The following is a 26,314-nucleotide window of genomic DNA, read 5'->3' on the forward strand; positions in this document are numbered from 1 at the left end:
ATGAGCCCCGGGAACTCCGACGCCCCCCCCGGGAGCACCGATTAGCCCGCATGATCAGTAATCGGCTGAGTACCATGCCGCGAGTGGCACGAGAGTACGACGCCCAGCTGCTCGAATCGGTGGCCGTCCGGCGCGGACGGTTGCGGGAGTCGTTGCTGTGGGGGCGTGCGCGCCGCCAGCGGGCGACCGTCGACAACCTGAAGCGCTTCGCGATCAGCCTCATCGTGGCCGCGGTGGCCTGCGCGGGCTGCGTCGGCTTCTCGTTCCTGGAGAACGCGCTGACGCAGCAGAAGCAGAGCCAGGTGGTGCGATGAACCCCGCAGCGGCCACGGGCACGCTCACCCGCGTCACCCTCGCCGCGCCCTGGCGGCGGGTGGACCTGGTCATCCCGTCCGAGACGGCGCTGGGCGAGCTGTTGCCGGAGATCGTGCGGCTGCTCGGTTACCGCACCGTCGAGTCGCCGCAGTCGTACCGGCTTTCGCTGTTCGACGGCACGGTCGTGGAACTCGACCAGAGCCCGCGCTCGGCGGACATCGCCGATGGTGCGCTGCTGCGCGTGGACCGGATCAGCGATGCGCCGATGCCCGCGGTCGTGCACGACGTGACCGACGAAGTCGCCGACGACCTGGAACGGCGGCCGGGCCGCTGGGGCGACGCGGCTCGGCGCTGGGTGGCTACCGGCGTCATCGCCGCGGCCGGGGCGTGGGCGGTGGCGATGGCGCTGCCGGTCGTGCCGCCCGTTGCCGCGCTCGCGGCCGGGTTGGTCGTGCTGATCGCGGGTAGTGCGCTCGGGATCGGCGGGGTGCGCGCGGCCGGGACGGCCGTGCTGCTGGCGGGCGCTGCGGTCGCGGCCACCGCGGTGCCGCAGTGGTCGCCGGAATGGCCGCAGCGCTTGGTCGCGTGGATCGCGTTGGCCGGCCTGACCGTGCTGGGCGCCAGTGCGGCGAACCGGCGGCCGCGTTCCGGGCTGACCGGGGCGGGAGCGCTGTTCGGGCTGCTGGCGTTGTGGGTCGTTCCGCCCGTGCTCGGGTTTCCGCTGCTGTGGACGGCGACGGTGCTGGCGTTGGCCAGCACCGTCCTGTTGGGACTGCTGCCGCGGATCGCATTGGTGACCTCCGGGCTGACCAGGCTCGATGATCAGCAGCTCGGTGAGCGGCCCGCGAGCCGGGGGTCCGTCCGGGCCGCGGTGGACTCGGCGCACCGCGGACTGGCGCTGGCCGTGCTGTGCACTGCCGCCTCGGCCGCGGTGGCGGGCTGGGTGCTCGCGCACGGCGCCAATGCTTGGGCCCTTGCATTGGCCTGCCTGCTGGGGGTGAGCACTTTCCTGCGCACCCGCGCCTGTCCGCTGGTCGTGGAAGTCGCGGCGCTGACCGCGGCGACGCTGGTAGTGGTGGCCGGGCTGGTGAGCCGATGGGCCGAGGCGCTGCCCGCCCAGTGGTGGGGTGCCGCGCTGGTCGCCCTGCTGGTGCTCGCGGCCGGATTCGTGGCGTTGACCTACCGGCCGCCCGCGCACGTGCAGGCGCGTGCCCGGCAGATCGCCGACCGCGTCGAAGGGATCGCGGTGATCGCGATGGTGCCGGTCGCGGTCGGCGTGTTCGGGCTCTACTCGCAGTTGCTGAACTAGTTCCGCGGCCTCGCCGGCTCCCCCGCACACCCGCAACCAGGAAAGGCGCTCGAAAGTGTCCACATCGGATCGCACGCCGGAACCGCCCGCCGGGCGGCCGTGGCGAGGTGGCGCGACCGACCGGCCGCCGTGGGAGCAGGACGCCGACGCGACCCAGCAGGTGCGGCCGGATCAGCTGCCGGGAGCCGCCGGTAGCGACCGGGCGTCCGAAGCTGCCGGGGCTCCGGAATCCGCTCCGGAGACGTCCGGAGCGCAGTCCGGGCAGCAGCCGCAGTCCGGGCAGGACGCTGTGCAGAGCCCAGCGGAGGCGCAAGGTCAGGGCGCGGAGCGCACCCAGCGGATCGACCCGAGCCGGTTCCAAGGTCAACGGGCGCAGGAGGAGCGGACGCGGCCGGACCAGCCGCTTGCTGGCGGGCATCCGGAGGCCGACCCGGCGGGCCGCGGCCAGGCGGGCCGCCCCGGCTCGACCCATTCCGGCTCGACCCATTCCGGCTCGACCCATTCCGGCACGAACAGCTCCGGCCCCGTCCAGGCCCAGCCGCACCAAGGTTGGTCACCGCACGGCCGAACCCACCCGTACCCGGAACATCCCGACCAGCCGCCGCAGCTCCAGCCCGGCCAAGGGCCGCCGACCCCGAATCCGCCGAGCCCGAATCCGCCGAATTGGGCTCATCCGCAATCCCAGCCCGGCCCGTTCGCGGCACCGGCCGCGCCGGGACCGAATCCGGCTGCGACGGACCCGTCCGGTCCGCAACAACCCGGTCCCCAGCAACCCGGGTTCCAGCCACCCGGGCCCCAGCAACCCGCGCCGCAGCAACCCGCGCCGAACCAGCCGCCGAAGCGCAGCGAACTCACCGGGCAGGCACCGCGCGGCGACAGCACCGCCCGCCGCGTCACCAGGGCCGTGGCGCGCGTGTTCGGCAGCTCGAAGCAGCCGCGCGAACTCGAAGAAGTCCTCGCGGCCGTGCAGGCCCCGATCACCACCGGGCGCCGCATCGCGGTGACCTCGGTGCGCGGCGGTGCGGGCAAGACCGCCGTCGCGGCACTGCTCGGTTCGGTGTTCGCGACCCGCCGGACCGAGCCGGTGCTGGCGCTGGACGCCGAACCGGAATCCGGCTCGCTGGCTTGGCGGCTCGGCGTGGACACCGCGATGACGCTGCCCGGCCTGGCTCCCGCGCTGCGCACCGCCAGCGGGCAGAGCCTCGGCAGCATCGAGCGGTTGCTGCCGCGCACCTCGCGCGGGTTGTGGGTCGCGCCCGGATCGTCCGGCGCGCAGCACCAGCTCGCGCGGGACGTGACGCGGGCGCTGTCCCGGCTGTTCGCGGTCGCGGTGCTGGATTGCGGAACGGGGCTGAACGCTCCGGCGACCAGCGCGGTGCTCTCCGACGCGCATTCGGTGGTCGTCGTGACCCCTGCGACCCCGGACGGAGTGCGCACGACCGCGGACGCGCTGGCGCGCATCGGCCCGGCCGCCCTCCAACACGTCGTGGTGGCGTTGAACGCCGCGGACCAGCAGGGCGTCGCGACGCTGAAGCGAGGTCCAGCGGAGGCGCTGTTCTCCCGCCTCGGCCTTCCCGTCGTGGTGCTGCCCTACGACCGGCACGTCGCGTCCGGCGGCACCATCGACCCGGGGCGGCTCGCCGAGCCCACGATCACCGCGGGCTCCCGGCTCGCGGCCTGGTCGTTGCGCCGGTCGCGGACGCTGTAGGGAGGAGGCGCAGTTGACCACCCGCCTGGTGCACCGGCCGGCGCGCGCGGTGCGCCCGCTGCAAGCGCAGGAACCGCTGGACCTGGACCCGCCGCCGCTGCTGCCCGAGGGCAAGACCGCCGCCGGTGTGCAGGGACTGCTGCCGATGGCCGGGGCGGCCGCGTCGATGACCATGATGATGGTCTTCCGCGGCACCGGGTTCGCCGCGCTCGGCGCCTGCGTGATGCTGGTGTCGGTGTGCGCGGCCGGGCTGTTCTACGTCACCCAGCGCGGGCAGGCCACCCGCAAGCGCCGCCAGCAGCGCGAGCGCTACCTGGACCACCTCGAACAGCTCCGGGACCAGCTGCGCGACTGGGAGCGGGACTTCCAGCGCCGCGCCGCCGCACCCGACCCGCCCGCCGCGGAACTGCTGGACCTGGTCGGCGATCCGGCGCGGCTGTGGGAACGCCGCCGCCGCGACCCGGACTTCCTGCGGGTCCGGCTGGGCACCGGGCACCAGCCGGTGCGGGAACTGCGGATGCGGGTGGAGGGCAACCCGGTCAACCCGCCGGACCCGTTCATGCTCGCCGAGGCCGAGGCGCTGCGCCGCCGCTTCGGTACCGTCCCGCACCTGCCGCTGCGGGCGAACTTGGACCGCGCGGGCGATGTTTCGCTGATCGGCGCAGACCGGGCCGAGGTGCTCGACGCCGCGCGGACGCTGCTGGTGCAGGTCGCGGCCACGCACGCACCGGACGACGTCACCATCGCGGTGATCGCACCGCCGGAGCGGGAACCGGAATGGGCGTGGGTGCGCTGGCTACCGCACGCGCTGGACCGCGGCTCCATCGGTCCCGCAGGCCCGCAACCGCTGTTCGCGCCGGACGCGCAACGTCTCGCCGCGCTGCTCGCCGACGACCTCTCCGACCGGGCCACCCGCGCCGCGCAGGCGCTCCGGCACGGTTCCGGGCAGTCCGAGTCGGTGACCCGCTCGCGGCTGCTGGTGATCGACGACGCCTACGGCGGCGTCGCCGGTGCGCTGTCCACACCGGACCAGGGCGTGGGCCTGGACCGGCTCGGGGTGACGGTGCTGCACCTGCTGGCCGACCGGCTGCACGAGCCGAGCGAGATCTCCAGCCGGATCACCGTGGGCGACGGGCTCACCGTGGAGCAGCTCTCCCCGGCCGCTTCGATCAGCGGTGCGCTGGAGCCGACTTCGCAGGCGTTCGCCACCGGACTCGCCCGGGAACTCGCTCCGCTCCGGCTGTCCGCGGACTCCTACGACGACGGTTCCGGCACGCCGCCGGCGGATTTCCTGTCGCTGCTGGGCATCGACGACCCGGCGCGCCTGGACCCGGACAAGTTGCGCAGCAGGCGCGGCGAGCGGGACTTCCTGCGGGTGCCGATCGGCGTCACCGGGCTGGGCAGCCCGACGCTGCTGGATCTGAAGGAGTCCGCGCAGCTCGGCATGGGCCCGCACGGGCTGTGCGTCGGCGCCACCGGTTCCGGCAAGAGCGAGCTGCTGCGCACGCTGGTGCTGGCGCTGGCGGTCACGCACCCGCCGGAGCAGGTCAGCATGGTGCTGGTCGACTACAAGGGCGGCGCCACGTTCGCCCCGTTCGAGAACCTGCCGCACGTGGCGGGGCTGATCACGAACCTGGAGTCGGACTCCTCGCTGGTGGAGCGGATGTACGCCAGCCTCGACGGCGAGGTGCAGCGCAGGCAGCAGCTGCTGGCCGACGCGGACAAGAGCGTGGACATCACCCAGTACGCGATGCGCCGCGCGGCGCTGGGCGAACCGCCGGAACTGCCACCGCTGCAGCACCTGTTCGTGGTCATCGACGAGTTCGGCGAGCTGATGACCGCGAAACCGGAGTTCATCGAGCTGTTCCTGCGCATCGGCCGGATCGGCCGGTCCGGCGGGGTGCACCTGCTGCTGTCCAGCCAGCGCATCGAAGGCGGCAAGCTGCGCGGGCTGGACACCTACCTGTCCTACCGGCTGGGGCTGCGCACGCTCTCCGAGATGGAGAGCCGCACGGTGCTGGACACCCCGGACGCGTTCCACCTGCCGCCGCTGCCCGGCGCCGGGTACCTCAAGGTCGACACCAGCGTCTACGACCAGTTCAAATCCGCCTACGTGTCCGGCCCGCCGGACGAGTCCGCGGAGCCGCAGCCCGCCGCGACCGACCGGCCGCGGGTGCTGCCGGTCCCGGCCTACGGCGAACCCGGCGCGGCGGAGCAGGCGGATCAGGCGCAGGCCACCCGCCGCACCGACGGACCGACGCTGCTTTCGACGATCGTGGCTCAGCTCGAACCGGTCGGTGCACCGGTGGCGCCGATCTGGCTGGAACCGTTGCCGCGGGCGGTGTCGCTGGACCGGGCCGCGGGCGGTTTCGACATCACCGAGGACGGGTTGCGGCTGCGCGCGAAATCGGACGGCGGGCTGCCGGTGCCGGTCGGGCTGCTGGACGATCCGGCGCACCAGTGGCAAGGCACCTGGACGCTCGACCTGGCCGAGTCCGGCGGCAACCTGATGATCCTCGGCGGTCCCGGCACCGGGAAGACGACCGCGCTGCGCACTCTGGCGCTGGGCCTGGCGAGCACCCACCGGCCGACCGACGTCGGCGTTTACGCCATCGACCTGCTCGGCAACGGCCTGCGCGGGCTGGCCGAGCTGCCGCACGTGGGCGGTGTCGCCGGGCGCGACGACTTCGAGCGGGTGCGCCGCACCATCGACGAACTGCACGGGATGCTCGCCGATCGGGAGAAGCTGTTCCAGCGCAAGCAGATCGACGACATCGCGCAACTGCGCGGTGAGCCCGGCGAGCTGCCTTGCACCGAGGTGGTGCTGCTGCTCGACGGCTACGGCCAGCTGGCGGCCGCCTTCGAGTCGATCGAGCCGCGGGTGCACGACCTGCTGGCCCGCGGCGGCCGCTACGGCATCCACGTGGTGGCCACCGCGCGGCGCTGGAACGAGGTGCGCGGGGCGCAGCAGGTCGGTTTCGGCAACCGGATCGAGCTGAAGCTGACCGACTCCGCCGAGTCCAGCATCGAGGGGAAGCTGGCCCGCACCATCGCCGACAACGGCCGCGCGCTCACCGCGGACAAGCTGTTCGGGCAGCTCGCGCTGCCGCGGCTGGATTCGGTGGCCGACCCGGCGGGCAGCGGCCTGGCCGAAGCCGCGGCGCTGGTGCGCAGCACGTGGACCGGTCCGGTGCCGCCGCCGATCCGGGTGCTGCCCGCGGTGCTGGATCCGGCGGAGCTGCCCCAGTCCGACGGATCACCCCAGTCCGGGGTGCCGCTGGGCCGGTTCGAGCAGGACTTCGAGCCCGCGGTGCTGGACCTGTTCGGCCGCGACCAGCACCTGCTGGTGCTCGGCGACTCGGCCACCGGCAAGACGAACCTGTTGAAGCTGGTCACCGGCGAGCTGGTGCGCCGGTATCCCGCCGACGAGATCACCTTCGCGGTGTTCGACCCGAGGCACGGGCTCGGTGATCTGGTGCCGGACGAGCACTTGGGCGGTTATGCGACCAACCACGCGCTGGCGAACCAGCTCGCCCAGGCCGTGTGCCAGGAGCTGGTCAAACGCGGCGACCCGGAGCACCCGGCCGGCCCGCGGATCGTGCTGGTCGTCGACGACTACGACGTGCTCGCCGCCTCCGGCAGCCAACCGCTGGCGCCGTTCGTGCCGCACCTGGCCGCTGGCCGCGACCTCGGGCTGCACGTGGTGCTGACGCGGCGGGTGATGGGTGCGGCCCGCGGATTGTTCGAGCCGTTCACCATGGGTGTCCGGGAGTCCGGTTGCCTGAGCCTGCTGATGTCCGGCGACCGTTCGGAGGGCCAGTTGTTCCCCGGCGTCCGGCCCACGACCTTGCCGCCGGGGCGGGCGCAGCTGATCAGGCCGGGCGATCCGATGCGCATGGTGCAGAGCGCGTACCTGGGGGACACGTAACCGCTGCTATTAACACTGAGGGCGAGCACTGGGAGAAGATCGTGACTTTCGACATCGTCGCGCTGTGCCGCGACCAGCCGGGCCCTGGCGAGCTGATCGCCGCGATGCGGGCCGCGGGAACGCAGCTGCGGGTCAACACGATCGACGAGTCCAAGCTGATCCAGCTCTACCGCGAGGACGGCCGGTTGCTGCTGAGCACCGAAGGCGCCCGCCTCGTCCAGGTTCCCGGTGAGGCGCAGCGGCTGCTCGGCGTCAGCGACGCGCCGCATCCCGCGTGGTGGGTGGAAACCCACGCCCCTGGGCGCGATCCGGAAGCCGAGGCAGCGGCCCGGAACTTCACCGGCGCGCTGATCGCCGCGTCCGGGGGTGTGTCGTGGTCGACCCGCTGAACCACCCCGCCGCCGACCGGGAAACCGCGCAGGCCGTCGTCGTCGAGCAGGACCGGCGGGTGGTGGCGCTGACCGGCTGGCTCACCGACGCCGCGGTGAGCGCGGCGCGGGACGGCCGGGTGCTGCAGATCCTCACGCCGCTGCGCAGCCAGATCACCTACCCGCTCGAACTGTTCATCGACGACGGGCACGCGCAGTGGATCGTGCGCGAGGACGAGGAGCGGTTCCGCGACGGTTTCACCGGTGAGCCGCTGCACTGGGACGGCGCCCGGTTCGCCGCCGCCGGGGCGCCGGGCCCGCTGGTGGCCACCGGTTCGGAAAGCGTCGAAGTGCAGATCACCACGCTGCACGGCGCCCATGCTTCGCTGCAGCTCGGCTTGAGCGCGGAAGCGGCGGTGCAGGCGCTCACCGGCGGTCGGCCGAGCGGTTGGGGCGTGGCCGAACCGGCTTCCGAACCGTGGTCGCCGCGGGAGCTCACCCGGCACTGCGAACAGCGCGCGCCGAATCCGTCCACGGTGGTTCTCGTCGGCGGTCAGGATTCCGCGACCGCGATCGGCACGATTGAAGTGACTCGAGTCCAGGAGGGGGTGCGGGAGCGCCTGCGGCTGGCCGGGCCCGCTGCCCGCGCGGTCGGCCGAGCCGCGATCGACCAGCTCGCGGCCGCAGTGGCAGGCAACGCCCGCTCCATGCTGGTCGCGACCCAACCCGGCCGCCTCGACGGCCTGCGCTGGAACAAGCCGAACCCGCCCCCGCTGCCCCACGGCATCCTGCTCGGCCATCGAATAGTCGCGGAACACGGCGCCGAACACGCCCGGCGCGCGCCCGCGCAGGTCCAGCTGCTCGGACTCGACCGCCGGCAAGCGGCCTGGTGCTCGCTCACCGATGACTCGCGGGCACCGTACGAGGTGCTCACCGACGTCCTCGAACACTTCGGGCAGTCCGCCCGCGAGTAGCTCACTCGGACCGGCGGGTCCTGATGTGCCCGTCGCCGTCCGTCCCGAGCGGTTCGCCCGAGCACCGATCCGGCCGCGGGAACGGCCGTTGCTCCTCCGGCGGCATCTCCTAACTCGTCGGCCGCGGAGGACGGCGGTGAGAGGTGGTTCGCCCACCAGGCTGCTTTAAGGTGGTGATTACCGGCTGAATTCGCGGGTCATCCGTTGCACGAACTCCTCAGCCTCGCCGAGGGTGATCTTCAGGTGTTCCACGTCATTGTGGCCCAACTCGTAGCGCTTGAGGTATTCGGTCGGCTCCCAGCGCAGGTTCCGCGTGAATGCCTCATCATGCGCCGTCCCGTCCACGACCCGGCGCCGGACGATGCCGCGAGGATCGGTGCGAGGATGAGTTTCATCGACCTTGGCGTAGTAGAAGACGTTGTCGGGCGAGCCGACGGTTTCGACTTCGATCGAGCTGTCACCGGCGTATTCCACTGGTACGGCGAAGCGGTCCACTGAGTCACGCAACCACTGGGCCGAGACACGGCCATCCGCGAGGAATTTCTGCTTTCCTCATTGGTCGCGAAGCCTGATCTTGCGGGTGTCGGTAGGCAACTAGGTTGCTTGAAACCACGTCCCGCTCGGCGATATTTTGCAGTGGAGGTAAATCCGTCAAATCTTTTTTGAGATCAGTTGAGTGTACGCGAGCTTCCCGAGCATGTAGTAGCAGGCGGCTTCCTCGTCGTCGAACCGTTTCAATTCGTGCTTGCGTCCTCGTTCGCGCCAGTATGCCTCCCACTTGCCGTCAGGATCTTGTTCCAGGCAGTATGCCTGCTCAGCATGGCCGCCCAGCGCCAACGCCTCTTCGGGGAAGCCGATCGCGGCGACTGCGGTTTTCAATTTTTCGATCGTCATCTTCACAGTCAGATCTCCTCCAAGTAGCCAGCGTGGACCAAATGTACGACCGGGTCGGACATATAATACTGCATGCCCCCGCTGGGCTGCGCCATGTCCTTTGCGATCGGACCAGCCCACACCGGGAGTGGGCGGAGGACTCGGTAACGGTGGTAACCACTGCTGAGATTGTCCGGCGGGAGTCCACGGTCTGCGTAAGGCACGCCATCGGGCGAGGTGAACCTGCCGAATCCAACGCCGAACCGGTCGATTACCTGTCCCGGAGGCAAGACCTCAGGCGTGCGGCCTTCCGCACCATCGAACCCTTCCGGTGCCTCCTGTGAATCTTGGCCCCATGCCAAATCGCGACGTCCGAGGTGGTCGTACTCTCTGCCGGGCCAGTATCGATCTTCCCATTCTTGGCGCGTCATGCCACCGAACGGGTCGTAATCTTCCACGAGTCGCTGAACTTCTGGTGCGTCCGCAGGCTTACCGTTTTGCAACGCCTCCGCCTTCACTTCGTCTTGTGGCCGTGCACGAGATTCAGCGAGCAGGTCGTGATCCAACAGATCAGCGCTAGGGTGGGACAGCTCATCGGTCGGTATCGGCGTCCCCTCTTCATCCCGCAGCTGAATGCGGTCGGCGGGTTCCACATGCCCATCGACCTGTCGTTGAGCGTCGGTGTTGTCCAGGGCAGGTTGCAAGTGTTCGGGTGAAGAATGCTCACTGGTCCAATGAGTGTCCGCCGGACTCGGACCAGCGTGGTCTGGTGCGACGTGATTCCCTTCGTCTGAATGCCGATCGGACGACGAACCGGTGTGCCCTTCAGAACTACCGTCCGATCCCCGGTGCTCCCCATCGCCCAGGCTCGGCCCGTCGCCGTGCCCGCCGCCGTCCATCCGCGCGACCTCCGGCCCGCGGGTTTCCGGGACGTGCATGTCGACGTGGTGTCCGGCGCCCGCGACCGCGGGTGTCGGGCCGAGGTGCGGGATGTGGACGTCGAGCTTGTTGGCGACCTTGAGGCCGAGTTCGCCGACGGTGGGCATCTTGGCGACGAAGTCCCCGGCGCGGACCATGGCGCCGCCGACGCGGGCGCCCGTCCCGGCGGCTTTCGCGCCCTGGATGGCGGCTCCGGTGCCGCGCAGCGCGCCGCCCGCGCCTTTGGTGCCGACCACGGCGGAGACGACGTTGAAAGTGGCCTGGCCCGCGGCGCGGCCGTTGTGGCCGTTGCCCCACTGGTCGTAGGCGATGATGGACTTGCCGGCGTTGAGCAGCGTGCCGCCCATCTCGCCGCGCTTGAAGCCGGGCAGGCCGACCGACTGGTCCAGCGTCATGCCACCGGGCATCGAGTAGGTGCCGATCGCCAGCGCGAAGGTGCCGAGGCCCTTCCACGCCGCACCGGCCGTCGACCAGCTCCACTGCCCGTCGGAGTAGCCGATCAGCGCGCCGAGGTCGGTGACCATCTGCACGGCACCGTCCTTGATGCCGACGAAGAAGTCCGAGACGTCGCCGAGGATGCCGCCGTCGTGCTCCTCCGGCTTGCCCCACGGCAGCCCCTCGCCGGCCATGGCCGAGTTGAGCTGGTCCTTGGAATAGCCGAACTCGTTGCCCTCCCGGCGCCCATCGCCGTTGTCGGCGACGTACCGGGTGCCGCCGTAAGTCGCGTTGATCGCGTTCGCGCAGGCGCGCTGCGCCGCCATCCATTCCGCGACGGCCTCGTTGACCTGCGAGAGGAGCTGGTTGTGCGCGCCGACCTTGCCCTCGTCCTCGCGCCAGTCGTCGTGGCCTTCGACGGAGCCGACGAACGCCCGAGCCTGTGTGCGCAGCGACTCCAGCCGCGCTTTGATCGGCGCGACGGTGTCGGCGTAGGTGGTCAGCGCGTTCGCGACGAGTTCGACGTCGCCGCCGATGGAATCGCTGATCTCGGAGACCGGGCGGGTCGCGTTCAGCAGCTGCCCGGCTTCCGGCGCCTCGTAGACCGCGGCCAGGCCCTGCCAGGTGGAGTGCACGTTCGCACCGGTCGAGCTGAACGACGAGCCGGAGCTGCGCAGCGTGGCGGCGTGCCCGCGCAGCGCCTCCATGTCGCCGGGGATCTGCGGGATCTCGGCGGGTTTGATCACCGCGGGCCTCCGGGCATCCGGGGCTCCGGTGCGGCGCTCGCGCTGCTCTGCGCGTTGGCCGCCATCTCCAGATCACCCTGGACGTACGCCTGGGTGGCGTTGGCCGCACCGGTCATCGCGGCGCCGGTGCGGCTGAACACGAACTGGATGTCGCTGCGCTGCGACTCCGCGAAGCCTTGCAGCGCCTGCCCGACGATCCCGGACGACGCTTCCGCTCCCGCGCCCTGCATCGCCTCGTTGATCGAGCGCACGTGGCTCTCGAACTGCTCGGCCACGCCTTCCACGCGCTGCAGCACGCCCTGCACTCCGGACGGCTGGATGTCCCACCGGCCCACGACGGTTCCCTCCCCAGTTCGCCGGCGTCAGCCGATGCCTTGCACCGCGGAGCGCGCCCGCGACAGTGCGCTGTTGGCGGAGTCGTCGTTCTGGGCCATGGTCTGCTTGAGCAGGTTGATGATCTGGCGGACTTCGGTGGCCGCGGACTTCCAGCGCTGCTCGACGTGGTGGTAGTCGTCGGAGACGCCGTCGGCCTGGAAGTCGGCCATCGCCGCGGCCACGGCCTGGTCGCGTTGCGAGATCACCGATTCCAGGCGTCCGATGATGCCTTGAATGTCGCCTTGGACGGATTGCGAGATGCCGGTGTCGAAGCTGCGCCGGTCCATGCTCATGACGATTCCCCCGGGTTCAGCGGGCGCCGAAGCGGGCCGCGTCGAAGTTGGCCGAGCCTTGGTTGGCCGAGGCGTTGTCGGCCATTTCGGTGTCGCCCTGGCCGAACGAGCGGTCCATGCCGGACTGCCCGCCCAAGATCGCCGACAGCGACCCGTTGAGCTCGCCGGTGATCTCGTCGGCCCGTGCCTTGAACGAGTCGAACGCGGCCCGCCCGGCCCCGTTGAACTTGCCTTCGAGGGGTTCCGCGGCGGTGATGAGCTGGCGGATCAACGCGCCCAGATCATCGCTGGAACCCTGCGTCTGCTTCGTCAACGCCGACAACGTCGACGACCCCATGTCGAACTTCACGCAACACCCTCCCGGTTCTCGCCGCTGCCACCAGTGGCGACCGTGTTCGCGAACCGCTATGACGCGGGAACTCCCCAGTTCGGTTCCACCCGATCACAGCGGAGATCACCGCCGTCGGGCATCGGGGATTCTACTCAGGTCAAGGCGGTCGGCTTCAAGGTCGTGCGCGATTTCCGGGCGGTTTCGCACGATGCGTGTTCTACGCTCGACTCAGGGTATTTCCCGGCCAGGATCGTGCGGGTCCGAAACCGGTTCAGGACTCCTCGTCGGACAACGCGGAATGCGCTGCCGCCCAAGCGTCCCTGGCTTCGCGCTGCGATTCGGCGACTCCCTCGAACGTCTCGTCGTTCCCGGTCTGCCTGGACAGCACCGCGGCGACACCGCTGAGCGCGTCGGAGGCCTCCGACCCGGCTCGGGAGAACGACGTGACCAGCGAGTCCGGCATCTGCAACGTGCCGGGTCCGGCGCCTTGCTCAGCGGTGCGCTGCGCTTGTTCCGCCGCCTGCCAGGCCGCGCTGAGCTGGGCGAAGGAGTCCAGCAGGTTGCGCCAGATGGTGATCTGCTCGGTGTTCGGCTCGGGGGCGTTCATCGGTCCTCCGTTTCGCGGGGGTGCACCGGGAGGGTGCCCGCCGAACCGGTCGATCAAGCTTCGCCGCCGCGTTCCGCCGAAAGCCGGCGGTGCCCGCTGCCGGAAATCCGGATCACGTCCCGTACACGAGCTCGTCGGCCTGCGCGAGCCCCGCGTCGATCGCCGCGGCTTCGGCATCGTCCAACGCCGCGCGGAAGTCCGGCCCGGCCGCTTTCACCAGCACCATCAACTTCTTGCCGATACCGCGGGCCTGGGTGAGCCGGACCCGGTGCGCGGCCAGCGCCTGCCGCGAATCGGTGATCAGCTTGCGATAGCGGTGGTTCAGCTCGGCGCGGGCGTCGACCACGTCCAGCGCCGCCGCCAAGCGGGACAGCTCTGCGGTGGCGACCTGCTGTTCGGACGGTTCGGGCACGCCACGCACCTTACGACCCGGCACGCCGGAACCGACGCGATGTCGGTGCCCGGGGACACCATGGGGCGAGCGCAGCGACGCGGCTGCGCACGACGAGGGGAGCACCGCCATGACCACCGTTGAACGGACCGGCACCGCCCTTACTCCCTATCTCGCGGTGAACGGCGCCAGGCAGGCGATCGAGTGGTACGGCACGGTCTTCGGCGCGCGCCTGCGCGGCGAGCCGCACGTGATGGACGACGGCCGCATCGGGCACGCCGAACTCGACGTCGACGGTTGCGCGCTGATGCTCGCCGACGAGTTCCCGGAGATCGACATGGCGAGCCCGGCGACCCGCGGCGGTGCCAGCGTGAACCTGAACCTCCAGATCGCGGACGTCGACGCGGTGCTGCAGCGCGCGCGGGACGCGGGCGCGCCGAAGATCTGGGACGCCGAGGACCGGTTCTACGGCCGCTCCGGACGGCTCGACGACCCGTTCGGGCACCGCTGGCAGATCACGACTCCCGCGGCGGGCTTCGCGGAAGCACCGCGCAGGCCGCGGCAGGGCGACATCGACTACATCACCATCGCCACTCCGGATTCGGGGGCGGCGAAGGAGTTCTACGGCGGATTGCTCGGCTGGCGCTTCTCCGCCGGCAACGTCCCGGACGGTTGGCAGATCGACGGCGTGCACCCGATGGCCGGAATGCACGGCGGGCAGCACGACGACGTGCAGCTGTGTTTCCGCGTCGACGACATCGACGCCTCGCTGGCGCGCGTGCGCGAGCTCGGCGGGCAGGCCGAGCCGTCGCAGCAGCGGCCGTTCGGGCGGCTGGCGAGCTGCTCGGACGACCAGGGGCGTCGGTTCTACCTCATGGAACCGGCGGGCTGAACGCGGAAATCCGCGAATGAGGAAGTCGAACCATCAGGAAGCGCTCCAGCCGCTCCAGCGCTCGATCCGCGCGACGATCATCGAATGCTGCGGCGGCTGGTTGCGATATTGCTCATATTTCGCCGCCAGCGCTTCGGTGAGCTCCGGGTGATCGGCGGCCGCGACGATCTCGGCGACGCCGTCCGCGCGCACCCACCACAGCGCTGACCAATCGTGTTCGTAGTGGTCGACCAGCAACGACACCCGAGGGTTCTCGGTGATGTTGCGCAGCCGTTTCAGCGACGTGGTCGTTTTCGGCTTGTGGTCCACTGCGGTGACGACCACGTTCTCGCGCACCGCGAAAGTCACCGGCACCAAGTGCGGTGCACCGGCCGAATCGGCGGTTCCCAACCGGGCGACTCCCGAGGTCGAGAACCAGTAGCGTGCCTTCTCCTGGCTGATGCGCATCGCTGAACCCGCTCCGTATTTTCGAGACGTGCGTACCGTCCATTCCCCAGGTTCCGACAGCGTCGTCGGTCCCAGCTACGCGCAGCACGAGCATTGGCTGCGCTACCAGGAGTACTTCCCCAGCGGCATGAGCTTCGACTCGCCCGGCGAAGCGCCGGCGGAGAGCTGGTGGTCGTGGCGGGGCAGACGGGTGCACGTGGACCGGGTGCCGCGCCCGGACGCCCCGGCGAAGCTCATCGCGCTGCACGGCATCGGCGGATACGGCCGGATGCTGGCGCCCTACAGCAGGCTGCCCTCGCTGGACGTCGAGTTCCTCGCCCCCGACCTGCCCGGCTTCGGCCTCACCGCCAGCGGGCTGCGGCAGGTCACCTACCGGACCTGGCAGCAGTGCGTCACGGACCTGGTGGTGGCCGAGCAGCGCAAGGATCAGCGGCCGATCGTGCTGATGGGAGTGGGCTCGGCCGGGCGGCTGGCCTACGACGTGGCCGCCCGCGCGGGAAGCGGCGGCGCACCCGTCGCCGGAGTCGCACCCATCGCCGGAGTCGTGGCCACCGGCCTGGCCGACCCGCGGCGGGAGGTCGTTCGCCGCCGGCTGGCGAGCACCCCCGAACTCGGCCGGTGGTCGGTGCTGCTCGGGTTGCTGCCGGGGGCGGTGTCGATGCCGCTGCCGCCCGCGTGGGCACCGGCGCGCTGGCTGGTCAACATCGCCGCGATGTCCAACCACGCCCAGTTCGCGCACGCGATCTGGGCGGATCCGCTGGGCGGCGGGAACTGGATGTCGCTGGGATTCCTGCGCAGCTTCGTCTGCGCGCCGCCCGCGGTGGAGCCGGAGGACTACGCGGGCCCGCCGGTGCTGCTGGCGCATCCGGCGGAAGACCGGTGGACGCCGCTGCGGTTCTCCAGGGAGTTCTTCGACCGGCTCGGTCCGGCGGGCCGGTTCGCTGCGCTGCACGGGGCCGGGCACCTGCCGTCCGAGGAGTCGGGCTTGGCCGACCTCGACCGCGCGTTGCGGGATTACCTGGACGAGCTCGGCTTGACATGATCCTGCCGGCGAGCCGCGGCGGGAGCGGGCTCGCTCCGTCCCCATTGCCCTGATCGACGGAATCGACATCACGGAGGGTGTTCCGTGAACACTCTCCGCGCGCATGGTGATCGGTTGCTGCGGCCTTTCTCACAGCGCTCGCAGGGCCGCCGCGGGCTTTCCCGCACGACCCGCCCGCACTCGGCCAGTTCGCGGAACGCGCTGGTCAGTCCAAGCTCTGCGCAGGCGAATCGGTCGGCGCCCGATACCGGTACGGGCGATTGCGCCGCCCGCGCGCGCGGTGACTGGGGCATCCGGCCCTGGCCAACCGTGGCCGTCGTGCGTCACGATCGGCGCGGCATTCCGGTGCGACATTCGTGTCGCCGGGCAGAGGAGGGTGGATGATCGAGCGTCACCACACCCTCGATCCACAGGCGACGCTGGACCCGCCGCGCCCGCCCGTGCGAGCCGAGGTCGATCCGGCGCGCAGGCGCTCGTTCACCACCTTCTCCGTGCTCGTGCTGCTGGCCGGGTTGCTGGTCTCCGGACTCACCTCCTACTGGACGCGGCACGAATACGGCCCCGAGCTGCTGATCATCGGGCCGCTGCTGGCCGTCGGGTTCCTGCTGGCCGAGCAGCTGACCATCGACGTGGACGTGAAGCGGGTCGGCTGGACCATCTCGTTCACCGAGATCCCGCTGATCCTCGGCCTGCTGACCGCTCCGTTCGAGGTGGTGCTCGCGGCGAACCTGCTCGCCGGGCTGGGCGCGCAGGTCGGTCGGCGCGCGGCGACCCACGTCGTCTACAACGCCGGGGTCTTCTGCCTCGAGGTAGCGGTGCCGTTCGCGGTGGCGACCGCGGTGAACAACGCGCTGGACGATCCGCTGAACCCGATCGCGCCGGCCTGGTTCGGCCCGGTGCTGGGCACGCTGACCTCTCCGCTGATCTCCTGCGGGTTCGCGCTGGCGGCGCTGCACGTGCTGGGCGGCGGCATGCGGTTGACCGCGGCCGCACGGCTGGCGGTGCGCACCCTGGCGGTCGGGTTGCTGAACACCTCGGTCGGCTTGATCGGCTACGAGGTGGCCCGCAGCACCAAGTGGGGATGGTTGCTGGTCGCGCTGGTCGCCGTCGCCGTGATCGGGCTCTACCGCGCGTATTCCGGGCTGCTGCGCGAACAGCGCGACCTGGAGGCGCTCAGCGACGTCAGCCTCAGCGTGGCGCGTTCCGGGCAGTCCGCGGTGCGCGCTCCGGCGGAGGCGGCGGACCCGGAGACCTCGGTCAGCGAGTGGGAACCGGTCGCCGAACGCATCCGCGAACAGCTCAACGCCACGCGCGTCGTGGTCCGCCTGCGTCTGGACCCCCGTGGCGAAGTCAGCACGCTCGTCGCAGGTGAGCCGCTGCCCGAGGCGGCCGAGTCGGCGAGCCCGCAGGCACTGCGCGACGACCCGCTGCTGCAGCTGCCCGGCACCCACGTCCGCTCGTTCCGGACGCTGGAAGCGCCCGAGGAGGTGCGCCGCGCGTTGCGGCTGCGCGGCGCCTACGAGTCCTTGGTGGTGCCGCTGCGCGGCGCGAACCAGCTGCTCGGCGCGGTGGAGGCGCACGACAGGGTCAGCCGCTGGCGCGGCTTCGGCCAGGCCGACGTGCGGCTGCTGCACACCCTGGCCAGCCACTTGGCCACCGCGATGGACAACCGGCGGCTGCTGGCGCGGCTGCGCCACGACGCCTACCACGACCTGCTCACCGGGCTGCTCAACCGCGCCGGGTTCCGCGAGATGGCCGCCGAGCAGCTGCGCAACGAGCGCACGGCGGTCGTGCTGCGGGTGGATCTGGACCTGCTCACCACGGTCAGCGAAGCGCTCGGCTACACCTGGGGCGACCGCATGGTCGTGGCCGCCGGGCAGCGGATGCGCGACGAGCTCGGCCACGAAGTGCCGCTGGCGCGGCTGGAGGCCAACTCGTTCGCGGTGCTGCTGATCGACCGCACCGAGCAGCAGGCGCACCAGCTCGGCGAACGGCTCTGCGAGGTGATCGCCGAGCCCTACCCGCTGGACCGGCTGGTGGTCGAAGCCACCGGGGTCGCCGGGTATTCGTCTTCCGCGCCCGCCGACGCCGATGACGAGGACGACATCGACACCCTGCTGCAGCACGCCGACGTGGCGGTGCGGGCCGCCCGCAACGGCAAAGACGTGGTCCGCGGCTACGCGCCCGCGATGGGGCAGGTCTTCCTGCGCCGCTTCCAGCTGGTCACCCAGTTCCGGCAGGCGCTGGACACCGGCCAGGTCGAGGTGCACTACCAGCCGAAGGTCGCGCTGCCGGGCAGGCAGGTCGTCGGCGCCGAGGCGCTGGTGCGCTGGTGGCACCCGGAGTACGGGCGGCTGGACCCGGACGAGTTCGTGCCGGTGGTCGAGGCGACCGGCCTGGTCGACGCGCTGACCTCGTTCGTGCTGGAGCGCGCGTTGATCAAGGTGCGGGAGTGGCTGGACCGGGATCTGCGGATGTCGGTCGCGGTGAACCTCTCGGTGCGCAACCTCAACGACGAGTCCTTCCCGGACCGCGTCGGCGAGGCGCTGCTGCGTCACGACATCCCGCCGGAGCTGCTGACCTTCGAGCTCACCGAGTCGTCGGTGATGGAGGAGCCGGAGCGGTCCATGCCGGTGCTGCGGCGGTTGCACGCGCTGGGCGTGGTGCTGGCCGTGGACGACTTCGGCACCGGTTACTCCTCGCTGGCCTACCTGCGCACGCTGCCGGTGGACGAGGTGAAGATCGACAAGAGCTTCGTGCTCGGCATGGGCACCGACCTCAGCGACATGGCGGTGGTGCGCACCATCGTCGAGCTGGGCCACTCGCTGGATCTGCGGGTCGTGGCCGAGGGCGTGGAGGACGACGCCGCTCGCGACCAGCTCGTCGGGATGCGCTGCGACATCGCGCAGGGCTACCTGATCTCGCGGCCGCTGCCGGAGGACCGGTTCGAGGCGTGGTTGCAGGCCCGCACGGTGAAGGCGCGCGGATCGCGATCCGAGACCGTGCTCACACTCGTGCACTGATCGGCCGGTTCCGCTCGCCGCCGCCGGTCCAACACCGGAATAGTGCCGTTGACCTGCGCGTTCAATAGAACCAGACCCCGGTTGTCGACCATGGTCAGCGGGTGTGTAGAGTTCTAATCGCTCCGCAAGGGCACGCCCCAATAGCTCAGTCGGTAGAGCGTCTCCATGGTAAGGAGAAGGTCTACGGTTCGATTCCGTATTGGGGCTCGGTAGACAGTCGCGGTGCTCGGTTACCTGGGTGCTGCGGCTGTTTTGCATGAGATACCCTCGGTGGTGCTGAGACCTGCCGAGCCGGTGGTCTCAGGATGGCGGTGTAGCTCAGTCGGTAGAGCAAGCGGCTCATAATCGCTGTGTCGTCGGTTCAAGTCCGGCCACCGCTACCAGCTCGTGGTTCGCCCATTTCCCGAGCGAGCCGACCGGTACGCAGTACTAGAGAGAAAGGGCACCTCTGTGGCCACCACCGACGTTCGCCCCAAGATCACGCTGGCCTGCGAGGAGTGCAAGAACCGGAACTACATCACCAACAAGAACCGGCGGAACAACCCCGACCGGCTGGCGATGAAGAAGTTCTGCACGCACTGCGGCACGCATCGCACGCACAAGGAGACCCGCTGAGGCACAGCGGTCTCCCGATCACCGAAAACCCGCCCGGCTCCGGCCGCGGCGGGTTTTTCGCGTCCGGCGGCCCTGTCGACTTGGTGGCGCCCGACGCGCGACGACCGCGCGCTGGCTGCCTGCGCGACGGGCGGCGGTAATCTGCGTGGCGTGCCGCTCGACCAAGCATTCATCGGACGTGAGTACCCGCCGACCGAGCCTTACGAGGTGGGCCGGGAGAAGATCCGCGAGTTCGCCGACGCGATCCACGACGGCTCGGCGCTGCACCGGGACCCGGAGGCCGCCAAGGCGGCGGGCCACCCGGACGTGATCGCGCCGCCGACCTTCGCGATCATCCTGACCATGCGCGCGCAGGACGCCTTGGTCGACGATCCGGCGCTCGGACTGGACTACAGCAAGGTCGTGCACGGCAACCAGCGCTTCACCCACCACCGCCCGATCCGGGCCGGGGACCGGTTGCGCGCCACGGTCTTCGTGGACGACATCAAGGCCCGCGCGGGCAACGACTTCCTGACCGTGCGCGCCGAGATCGGCACGGTCGAGGGAGAACCGGTGTGCACCGCGCTGTCCACGCTGGTGGCTCGCGGTACGGCAGCGGAGGAGGAGCAGGCGTGAAGGTACGTGCGTCCGAGGTCGCCAAGGGCGACGAACTGCCGCCGCTGAGCGTGCCGCTGACCCGCGCGGACCTGGTGCGCTACGCGGGCGCCTCCGGCGACTTCAACCCGATCCACTGGAACGAGCGGTTTGCCGCCGAGGTGGGACTGCCCGACGTGATCGCGCACGGAATGCTCACGATGGCGCTCTCGGCGCGGCTGGTCACCGAGTGGACCGGGGACCCGGCCGCGATCGTCGACCACTCGGTGCGGTTCACCCGGCCCGTCGCCGTGCCCGACGACGGTGCCGCGCCGGACGAGGGCGGCGCCGTCGTCGAGCTGTCCGGGAAGGTCGCCGCGGTCAACGAGGACGGCACGGTGAAGGTGAACATCACCGCCCGCAGCGCCGAGCAGAGCGTGCTCGGCGGTGCCAGCGCCGTCGTCCGGTTGCCGGAGTAACCGGTGCCGCGAGTTCAGGCGCCGCGCCGGATCAACCGGACGGTCGGTGCCGCGGCCCGCCCGGCGAACTCCGGCACGAACTGAAACGGACCGCGCACCCGGAGGATGCGCGGTCCGTTCGTCTTCGGTCGCCCGGGCGGTTACTCGGCTTCGCCGAGCAGCTCCGCGACCCGGCCGACGCCCTCGGCCAGGTCGTCGTCGCCGAGCGCGTAGGACAACCGGAAGTAGCCGGGAGTGCCGAACGCCTCGCCGGGCACGACCGCGACCTCGGCCTGCTCCAGCACGATCTCCGCGAGCTCCACGCTGGTCTGCGGGCGCTGCCCGCGGATCTCCTTGCCCAGCAGCCCCTTCACCGACGGGTAGACGTAGAACGCGCCCTCCGGTTCCGGGCAGGACACGCCGGGGATCGCCGAGAGCAGGTCCACGATCTTGCGGCGGCGGCGGTCGAAGGCCGACCGCATCTCGGCCACCGCGTCCAGCGGCCCGCTGACGGCCTCCAGCGCCGCGCGCTGCGAAACGTTCGCGACGTTCGACGACAGGTGCGACTGCAGGTTCGTCGACGCCTTGATGACGTCGTTCGGGCCGATCATCCAGCCGACCCGCCAGCCGGTCATCGCGTAGGTCTTGGCGACCCCGTTGAGCACCACGCAGGTGTCGGCCAGTTCCGGCACCGCCACCGGCATCGAGACGTGCTCGGCGTCGCCGTAGACCAGGTGCTCGTAGATCTCGTCGGTGATCACCCAGATGCCGTGCTCGACGGCCCACCGGCCGATCGCGGCGATCTGCTCCGGCGGGTACACCGCGCCGGTCGGATTGGAGGGCGAGTTGAACAGCAGGACCTTGGTGCGCGGGGTCCGCGCCGCCTCCAGCTGCTCGACGGACGCCAGGTAGCCGGTGGAGTCGTCGGTGGGCACCACGACCGGCTTGCCATCGGCGAGGGTGATCGCCTCCGGGTAGGTGGTCCAGTACGGCGCCGGCAGCAGGACCTCGTCGCCAGGGTCGAGCAGCGCGGCGAACGCCTGGTAGACGGCCTGCTTGCCGCCGTTGGTGATCAGGACCTGGCTCGGCTCGACCTGGTAGCCGGAGTCCCGCAGCGTCTTGGCCGCGACCGCCTCGCGCAGCTCCGGCAGGCCCGAAGCCGGGCTGTAGCGGTGGTTGCGCGGGTCGGAGCACGCGGCGATCGCGGCGTCGACGACGGGCTGCGGGGTCGGGAAGTCGGGCTCGCCGGCACCGAAACCGATCACCGGCCTGCCCGCGGCCTTGAGCGCCTTCGCCTTGGCGTCGACCGCCAGCGTCGCGGACTCGCTGATCCCTCCGATGCGCGCGGACACGCGCGCCTTCGTGTGCTGTGTTTCTGGTGCGGCCATGCGGGCATCTTTGCAGAGGACCGCGGCTGCGGGCACGCTCCCCACCTGCGGGCGGCGGGCGAACGGGGACGCGCGTGCGAAGTGATCAGCACCGTGCCGTAGACTTCCCGTCCCGGGATACCGGTGCACTCGCACCTGGGCGGCCGAACTGGGCGTCGGTCGTGCTGGAGCGGGCTGTATCGTGTGTGCCGTCGCGACCGCCGGTCGCGAAGGGGTGTAGCTCAATTGGCAGAGCAGCGGTCTCCAAAACCGCAGGTTGCAGGTTCGAGTCCTGTCACCCCTGCGTCGATGCACACGGTGAGCGGAGGATGCAGGCGTGAGCGACGACCGCGAACAGGGGGCTGGCCCGGACGAGCAGCGTGATGACGCCGCCCAGCCTTCCGGCGCCGCCGCACGACGCGAGCGCCGCTCCTCCCGTGCCGCCGCCCGCAAGGGCGGGCAGGAAAGCGCGAGCGGGTCGAACGGCTCGACGCGCACAACCGAGTCGAAGGGCCGGCCGACCCCTTCGCGGGACGGTCGGCAGGGTCGGGTCTCGCCGTTCCGCAAGGTTTGGCGCTTCCTGCGCGAGGTCGTCGCCGAGCTGCGCAAGGTCATCTGGCCGACACGCCGGGCGCTGGTGACCTACACGCTGGTGGTGCTGGTGTTCGTCAGCATCATGGTGGCGTTCGTGGCGGGTCTGGACGTGCTGTTCGCCAAGGGCGTGCTCTGGCTGTTCGGCTGAGCGCCACCGGCCCGGCGGACCACGCGGGCCGAGCCGCCATCGACCCGGCGCACAACGCACGAGAGGAAGCGAGACCGACTGTGACCTCAGGAGAGGGGACTCCCCACGAGGGCCAGGAGCTGACCGGCCGCAACGAGGAGCCGGAGGCCGCCGAGGCGGTCCCGGGCTCCGCGGCCGTCGACTCCGCGCGCGCCGCCGACTCCGGCGAGGACACCGGTTCGCCCGAAGCCGCCGGCGCCGACGCGCAGCAGGACAGCACCGGCGCGGATGCCCCCGGTTCCGCCGACGCGGCCGAGCAGGCCGACGAGGCGGAATCGACCGGCACGGAGACCGACGCCGAGGCGGAGACCGAAGGCGAGGCCGAGCCGGACCCGGTCGAGGAGCTGCGCGCCGCACTGCGCCGCGCTCCCGGCGAGTGGTACGTGATCCACTCGTACGCGGGCTACGAGAACAAGGTCAAGACGAACCTGGAGACCCGCGCGCAGACGCTGGACGTGGAGGACTACATCTTCCAGGTCGAGGTGCCCACCGAAGAGGTCACCGAGATCAAGAACGGCCAGCGCAAGATGGTGCAGCGCAAGGTGCTGCCCGGGTACATCCTGGTGCGCATGGAGCTCAACGACTCCTCGTGGAGCGCCGTGCGCAACACCCCGGGCGTGACCGGCTTCATCGGCGCGACCTCGCAGCCTTCGCCGCTGAGCATCAACGACGTGCTGAAGTTCCTGGCGCCGCAGGCCGAGAAGGAGGCCAAGCCGGAGCCGGGCAAGAAGGCCGCCGAGCCGGCCGCGGCTTCCGCGAAGCCGTCGGTCGAGGTGGACTTCGAGGTGGGCGAGTCGATCACCGTGATGGACGGCCCGTTCGCGACGCTGCCCGCGACGATCAGCGAGGTCAACGCGGACAACCAGAAGCTCAAGGTGCTGGTTTCGATCTTCGGCCGGGAGACGCCGGTCGAGCTGTCGTTCAACCAGGTCTCCAAGATCTGACCGGCTCCCCGCGCCGCCACCGGCCGACACGGGGATTCCGGCCGGCCGCGGGAGGACCAGGCAGGACCTCCCGCGGCGACGGGCGAAGCCATCGTGGCCCGCGCCCGTGCCCGGTCCGGGAGAACGGGCCGGGCGAGCACTCCGAGGACACAGGAAGCTGAAGATGCCGCCCAAGAAGAAGAAGCTCGCAGCGATCATCAAGCTGCAGATCTCGGCCGGCCAGGCCAACCCGGCACCGCCGGTCGGTCCCGCGCTCGGCCAGCACGGCGTGAACATCATGGAGTTCTGCAAGGCCTACAACGCCGCCACCGAGAACCAGCGCGGCGACGTGGTGCCCGTCGAGATCTCGGTGTTCGAGGACCGTTCGTTCACCTTCAACCTGAAGACCCCGCCGGCGGCGAAGCTGCTGCTCAAGGCCGCGGGCGTGCAGAAGGGCAGCGGTGAGCCGCACAAGTCCAAGGTCGGCAAGGTGACCGTGGACCAGATCCGCGAGATCGCGCAGACCAAGTGGGTCGACCTCAACGCCAAGAGCATGGACCAGGCGGAGAAGATCATCACCGGTACCGCCAAGTCGATGGGCCTGACCGTCGAGGGCTGACCAGGCCCGTGTGGGAGGGCTCGCGCAGCCCTGCTCGACCACGACTGATCCCGTTAAGGACAGAGGAAATGACTAAGCGCAGCAAGGCATACCTGCAGGCCGCCGAGCTGGTCGACCGCGCGCGGTTGTACGCGCCGCTGGAGGCCGTCGAGCTGGCCAAGAAGACCTCCAAGGTCAAGATGGACCCCACCGTCGAGGTGGCGTTGCGGCTGGGCGTCGACCCGCGCAAGGCCGACCAGATGGTCCGCGGCACCGTGAACCTGCCGCACGGCACCGGCAAGACCGCCCGGGTCATCGTGTTCGCGACCGGCGACAAGGCCGCTGAGGCCGAGACCGCCGGGGCGGACGCGGTCGGCTCGGAGGAGCTGATCGAGCGCATTCAGGGCGGCTGGCTCGATTTCGACGCGGCGATCGCCACCCCGGACCAGATGGCCAAGGTCGGCAAGATCGCGCGGGTGCTCGGCCCGCGCGGCCTGATGCCGAACCCGAAGACCGGCACCGTCACCCCGAACGTCTCCAAGGCCGTCGCGGACATCAAGGGCGGCAAGATCAGCTTCCGGGTGGACAAGCAGGCCAACCTGCACTTCGTGATCGGCAAGGCGTCGTTCGACAACAACGCGCTGGTGGAGAACTACGCGGCCGCGCTGGACGAGGTCCTGCGGTCCAAGCCGTCCACCTCGAAGGGCCGGTACCTGAAGAAGGTCACCTTCACCACGACGATGGGCCCGGGCATCCCGGTCGACCCGGCGCTGACGCGGAACCTCACCGAGGCTTCCGCCTGATCGAGCACCGCAGCTGAAGGTGGGCCGTCCCGCGATGGGCGGCCCACCTTTTTGCGTTCAGCCGCAGTTCGCGGGCGCGTACTGGTCGATCAGCCAGCCGCCGTCGGGCTGCCTGCTGATGCGCATGGTGCCCAGCGCCGGGCCGCCGCCGACCTGCACCGCGCAGGAGTCGACCTTGGTCTGGGTGCCGGTGGATTGCAGCGCGTTGAGGAACATCGGGTCGCGGTAGCTCGCCGGTCCGGTGACCGCTGCCCGGGCCTGGCGCGCGGCGGACGGGCAGTCGCCGGTGCCGTAACTCGCGGCGAAGGCCGCCTTGCCGGTATCGGTGAACAACGCGCACGCCTGTTCCGGCGAGTTCCCGCCGATGTAGTTGTACAGCGCGTAGATCGCCAGGTCCGGCTCTCCCGGTGCGATCGGCGCGGCAGCCTGCGAACCACCGCCCGTGCCGGGCGCGGAGGAGCCGCCGCTTCCGCCGGTGAACGAGACCAGCAGCGAGTGCAGCAGGTAGTACAGCACCAGCAGGATCACGACGAGGTAGATCAACCTGCGCACGATCTTGTACCGGAGCAGCCCCAGCGCCTTCTTCCAGCCGGGTGCGCGCTGCTCGGGCCGCCGCGGCGAGCCGGTGGCGGAGCCGTCCTGCTCCGGCGGGGGCGTGCCCGGCGGTGTTTCGCCCTGCTGGGTCGTGCCCTGCTGGCGCTGCCATTCCTGGAACCGCTGGAACTCGAGGAATTGCTGGTACTGCCGGAACTGCTCGTCGTCGGCGGGGCCGGGCGCGGCGCGCTGCCGGTCGGCCTCCGGCGGGGTTTCGACCAGTTCTGCTTCCACGATCTCGGCGGAGTCGGCGGCCTCGGCAGCAGGTTTCGCGTCCGGGCGCTGGGATCGGTCGTCGCGGTGCGACTCGTTCGGGTCGGCCACGCCTGACATCCTGCCGTGCCGGGCAAGGTCGCCGGATCTCGGCTGCGGGATGTCGCCGCGGCTGGGCCGCCCGAATGTCACCGCGGCTGGGGCGCCCGAATATCACCGCGGCCTGCCGCGCAATCCGGGGGTGGCCGCGGAGAGCCTGGTGAACCGCCGTGTATAGTCGCCGCAGTTCCACCTAAGACCGCTGGTCTTTCCCCGCGCCGCACGCCGGTCCGGGGAACGAAGGTCCCGTGCGATGCGGGCGGCCCGCGCAGGAGGACGAGGCGGCACCTCATT

General features: G+C 70.8%; 27 protein-coding genes and 3 tRNA genes. 19 read left to right on the forward strand and 11 right to left on the reverse strand.

The features are described 5' to 3' along the window. Positions 1–74: 74 nt before the first annotated feature. Genes V1457_RS09865 through V1457_RS09890 form a run of 6 tightly spaced genes read left to right on the forward strand, consistent with a single transcriptional unit; the run spans position 75 to position 8,602 of the window. Positions 75–314 carry a hypothetical protein gene (locus V1457_RS09865; RefSeq protein ID WP_233626953.1) on the forward strand — a complete coding sequence of 80 codons (240 nt, stop codon included), beginning with the start codon at positions 75–77 and terminating at the stop codon, positions 312–314. Further along, entirely contained in the window at positions 311–1,624 is a 1,314-nt protein-coding gene (locus V1457_RS09870) for an EsaB/YukD family protein (protein ID WP_200068984.1), read from the forward strand. Before V1457_RS09865 ends, V1457_RS09870 begins: the two co-directional genes overlap by 4 nt. 55 nt (positions 1,625–1,679) lie before the next feature. Continuing rightward, positions 1,680–3,332: a hypothetical protein gene (locus tag V1457_RS09875; RefSeq protein ID WP_338602733.1), complete on the forward strand. Its 1,653-nt coding sequence runs from the start codon at positions 1,680–1,682 to the stop codon at positions 3,330–3,332. Between the two features lie 13 nt (positions 3,333–3,345). Beyond that, positions 3,346–7,260: a type VII secretion protein EccCa gene (gene eccCa, locus V1457_RS09880; protein ID WP_338602736.1), complete on the forward strand. Its 3,915-nt coding sequence runs from the start codon at positions 3,346–3,348 to the stop codon at positions 7,258–7,260. A gap of 41 nt (positions 7,261–7,301) precedes the next feature. Then, positions 7,302–7,649, forward strand: coding sequence for a hypothetical protein (locus tag V1457_RS09885; RefSeq protein WP_338602738.1), 348 nt, complete (start codon positions 7,302–7,304; stop codon positions 7,647–7,649). Continuing rightward, positions 7,634–8,602 carry a DUF6177 family protein gene (locus tag V1457_RS09890; protein ID WP_338602741.1) on the forward strand — a complete coding sequence of 323 codons (969 nt, stop codon included), beginning with the start codon at positions 7,634–7,636 and terminating at the stop codon, positions 8,600–8,602. The genes V1457_RS09885 and V1457_RS09890 overlap by 16 nt, the downstream gene beginning before the upstream one ends. A 177-nt stretch (positions 8,603–8,779) precedes the next feature. Here V1457_RS09890 and V1457_RS09895 read toward each other — a convergent pair whose 3' ends face one another. The 8 genes from V1457_RS09895 to V1457_RS09930 all read right to left on the reverse strand — a co-directional run bounded on the left by V1457_RS09895 (position 8,780) and on the right by V1457_RS09930 (position 13,613). Further along, a complete protein-coding gene (locus tag V1457_RS09895; protein ID WP_338602744.1) occupies positions 8,780–9,097 on the reverse strand; it encodes a hypothetical protein in 318 nt (105 codons plus the stop codon). A gap of 156 nt (positions 9,098–9,253) precedes the next feature. Further along, positions 9,254–9,502: an AP2 domain-containing protein gene (locus V1457_RS09900; RefSeq protein ID WP_338602748.1), complete on the reverse strand. Its 249-nt coding sequence runs from the start codon at positions 9,500–9,502 to the stop codon at positions 9,254–9,256. A gap of 2 nt (positions 9,503–9,504) precedes the next feature. Continuing rightward, on the reverse strand, positions 9,505–11,595 hold the full coding sequence (locus V1457_RS09905) for a TNT domain-containing protein (RefSeq protein WP_338602751.1): 2,091 nt from the start codon (positions 11,593–11,595) through the stop codon (positions 9,505–9,507). After that, entirely contained in the window at positions 11,592–11,930 is a 339-nt protein-coding gene (locus V1457_RS09910) for a DUF6507 family protein (protein ID WP_295141268.1), read from the reverse strand. Before V1457_RS09910 ends, V1457_RS09905 begins: the two co-directional genes overlap by 4 nt. A 27-nt stretch (positions 11,931–11,957) precedes the next feature. Then, complete coding sequence (locus V1457_RS09915) at positions 11,958–12,263, reverse strand: pore-forming ESAT-6 family protein (protein WP_200068991.1); 306 nt, start codon at positions 12,261–12,263, stop codon at positions 11,958–11,960. Positions 12,264–12,279: 16 nt separating this feature from the next. Beyond that, a complete protein-coding gene (locus V1457_RS09920) occupies positions 12,280–12,612 on the reverse strand; it encodes a hypothetical protein (protein ID WP_200068992.1) in 333 nt (110 codons plus the stop codon). Between the two features lie 253 nt (positions 12,613–12,865). After that, positions 12,866–13,201, reverse strand: coding sequence for a hypothetical protein (locus V1457_RS09925; RefSeq protein ID WP_295147367.1), 336 nt, complete (start codon positions 13,199–13,201; stop codon positions 12,866–12,868). A gap of 112 nt (positions 13,202–13,313) precedes the next feature. Further along, complete coding sequence (locus V1457_RS09930; RefSeq protein ID WP_338602760.1) at positions 13,314–13,613, reverse strand: hypothetical protein; 300 nt, start codon at positions 13,611–13,613, stop codon at positions 13,314–13,316. Between the two features lie 109 nt (positions 13,614–13,722). Between V1457_RS09930 and V1457_RS09935 the strand changes: the two genes are divergently transcribed. Next, positions 13,723–14,484 carry a VOC family protein gene (locus V1457_RS09935; protein ID WP_338602763.1) on the forward strand — a complete coding sequence of 254 codons (762 nt, stop codon included), beginning with the start codon at positions 13,723–13,725 and terminating at the stop codon, positions 14,482–14,484. Between the two features lie 33 nt (positions 14,485–14,517). On the opposite strand, the gene V1457_RS09940 is transcribed toward V1457_RS09935, so the two are convergent. Further along, positions 14,518–14,931, reverse strand: coding sequence for a TIGR03668 family PPOX class F420-dependent oxidoreductase (locus tag V1457_RS09940; protein WP_295146384.1), 414 nt, complete (start codon positions 14,929–14,931; stop codon positions 14,518–14,520). A gap of 28 nt (positions 14,932–14,959) precedes the next feature. On the opposite strand from V1457_RS09940, the gene V1457_RS09945 reads away from it, so the two are divergent. The 7 genes from V1457_RS09945 (at position 14,960) to V1457_RS09975 (ending at position 20,663) form a co-directional block, all read left to right on the forward strand. After that, the gene (locus V1457_RS09945) at positions 14,960–15,973 is read left to right on the forward strand and encodes an alpha/beta fold hydrolase (RefSeq protein ID WP_307849928.1); all 1,014 of its coding nucleotides are present in this window, start codon (positions 14,960–14,962) and stop codon (positions 15,971–15,973) included. 380 nt (positions 15,974–16,353) lie between these two features. Next, complete coding sequence (locus V1457_RS09950; protein ID WP_200068998.1) at positions 16,354–18,996, forward strand: bifunctional diguanylate cyclase/phosphodiesterase; 2,643 nt, start codon at positions 16,354–16,356, stop codon at positions 18,994–18,996. Positions 18,997–19,130: 134 nt separating this feature from the next. Then, a tRNA-Thr gene (locus tag V1457_RS09955) sits at positions 19,131–19,203 on the forward strand. 100 nt (positions 19,204–19,303) lie between these two features. Further along, positions 19,304–19,379: transfer RNA gene (locus tag V1457_RS09960), tRNA-Met, on the forward strand. Positions 19,380–19,446: 67 nt separating this feature from the next. Beyond that, the gene (gene rpmG, locus V1457_RS09965) at positions 19,447–19,611 is read left to right on the forward strand and encodes a 50S ribosomal protein L33 (protein ID WP_200068999.1); all 165 of its coding nucleotides are present in this window, start codon (positions 19,447–19,449) and stop codon (positions 19,609–19,611) included. Between the two features lie 150 nt (positions 19,612–19,761). Then, positions 19,762–20,226: a MaoC family dehydratase N-terminal domain-containing protein gene (locus V1457_RS09970; protein WP_200069000.1), complete on the forward strand. Its 465-nt coding sequence runs from the start codon at positions 19,762–19,764 to the stop codon at positions 20,224–20,226. After that, entirely contained in the window at positions 20,223–20,663 is a 441-nt protein-coding gene (locus V1457_RS09975; protein ID WP_200069001.1) for a MaoC family dehydratase, read from the forward strand. Before V1457_RS09970 ends, V1457_RS09975 begins: the two co-directional genes overlap by 4 nt. Positions 20,664–20,803: 140 nt before the next feature. Here V1457_RS09975 and V1457_RS09980 read toward each other — a convergent pair whose 3' ends face one another. Further along, entirely contained in the window at positions 20,804–21,994 is a 1,191-nt protein-coding gene (locus V1457_RS09980) for a pyridoxal phosphate-dependent aminotransferase (RefSeq protein ID WP_200069002.1), read from the reverse strand. Positions 21,995–22,240: 246 nt separating this feature from the next. Here V1457_RS09980 and V1457_RS09985 point away from each other — a divergent pair. From V1457_RS09985 to rplA, 5 genes are all read left to right on the forward strand, one after another. Continuing rightward, positions 22,241–22,313: transfer RNA gene (locus V1457_RS09985), tRNA-Trp, on the forward strand. 33 nt (positions 22,314–22,346) lie between these two features. Then, complete coding sequence (gene secE / locus V1457_RS09990) at positions 22,347–22,751, forward strand: preprotein translocase subunit SecE (RefSeq protein WP_200069003.1); 405 nt, start codon at positions 22,347–22,349, stop codon at positions 22,749–22,751. 80 nt (positions 22,752–22,831) lie between these two features. Next, a complete protein-coding gene (gene nusG / locus V1457_RS09995) occupies positions 22,832–23,734 on the forward strand; it encodes a transcription termination/antitermination protein NusG (protein WP_200069004.1) in 903 nt (300 codons plus the stop codon). A 163-nt stretch (positions 23,735–23,897) separates the two neighbouring features. Beyond that, positions 23,898–24,332, forward strand: a complete 435-nt coding sequence (rplK, locus tag V1457_RS10000) for a 50S ribosomal protein L11 (RefSeq protein WP_200069005.1) — start codon at positions 23,898–23,900, stop codon at positions 24,330–24,332. A 68-nt stretch (positions 24,333–24,400) separates the two neighbouring features. Beyond that, positions 24,401–25,114, forward strand: coding sequence for a 50S ribosomal protein L1 (gene rplA, locus V1457_RS10005; protein WP_200069006.1), 714 nt, complete (start codon positions 24,401–24,403; stop codon positions 25,112–25,114). A 57-nt stretch (positions 25,115–25,171) separates the two neighbouring features. On the opposite strand, the gene V1457_RS10010 is transcribed toward rplA, so the two are convergent. Continuing rightward, a complete protein-coding gene (locus V1457_RS10010) occupies positions 25,172–26,032 on the reverse strand; it encodes a hypothetical protein (protein WP_200069007.1) in 861 nt (286 codons plus the stop codon). Between the last annotated feature and the right edge of the window lie 282 nt (positions 26,033–26,314).

The organism is Saccharopolyspora sp. SCSIO 74807 (genome assembly GCF_037023755.1).
In the GTDB taxonomy this organism is placed as follows: Bacteria; Actinomycetota; Actinomycetes; order Mycobacteriales; family Pseudonocardiaceae; genus Saccharopolyspora_C; species Saccharopolyspora_C galaxeae.

Excerpts from the sequence above, each read along its gene's own strand:
- V1457_RS09865 (WP_233626953.1), top strand. The coding sequence starts at position 75 with ATGCCGCGAGTGGCACGAGAGTACGACGCCCAGCTGCTCGAATCGGTG.
- V1457_RS09870 (WP_200068984.1), top strand. The coding sequence starts at position 311 with ATGAACCCCGCAGCGGCCACGGGCACGCTCACCCGCGTCACCCTCGCC.
- V1457_RS09915 (WP_200068991.1), bottom strand. The coding sequence starts at position 12,263 with ATGAGCATGGACCGGCGCAGCTTCGACACCGGCATCTCGCAATCCGTC.
- V1457_RS09925 (WP_295147367.1), bottom strand. The coding sequence starts at position 13,201 with ATGAACGCCCCCGAGCCGAACACCGAGCAGATCACCATCTGGCGCAAC.
- V1457_RS09935 (WP_338602763.1), top strand. The coding sequence starts at position 13,723 with ATGACCACCGTTGAACGGACCGGCACCGCCCTTACTCCCTATCTCGCG.
- V1457_RS09940 (WP_295146384.1), bottom strand. The coding sequence starts at position 14,931 with ATGCGCATCAGCCAGGAGAAGGCACGCTACTGGTTCTCGACCTCGGGA.
- V1457_RS09950 (WP_200068998.1), top strand. The coding sequence starts at position 16,354 with ATGATCGAGCGTCACCACACCCTCGATCCACAGGCGACGCTGGACCCG.
- rplK (WP_200069005.1), top strand. The coding sequence starts at position 23,898 with ATGCCGCCCAAGAAGAAGAAGCTCGCAGCGATCATCAAGCTGCAGATC.
- rplA (WP_200069006.1), top strand. The coding sequence starts at position 24,401 with ATGACTAAGCGCAGCAAGGCATACCTGCAGGCCGCCGAGCTGGTCGAC.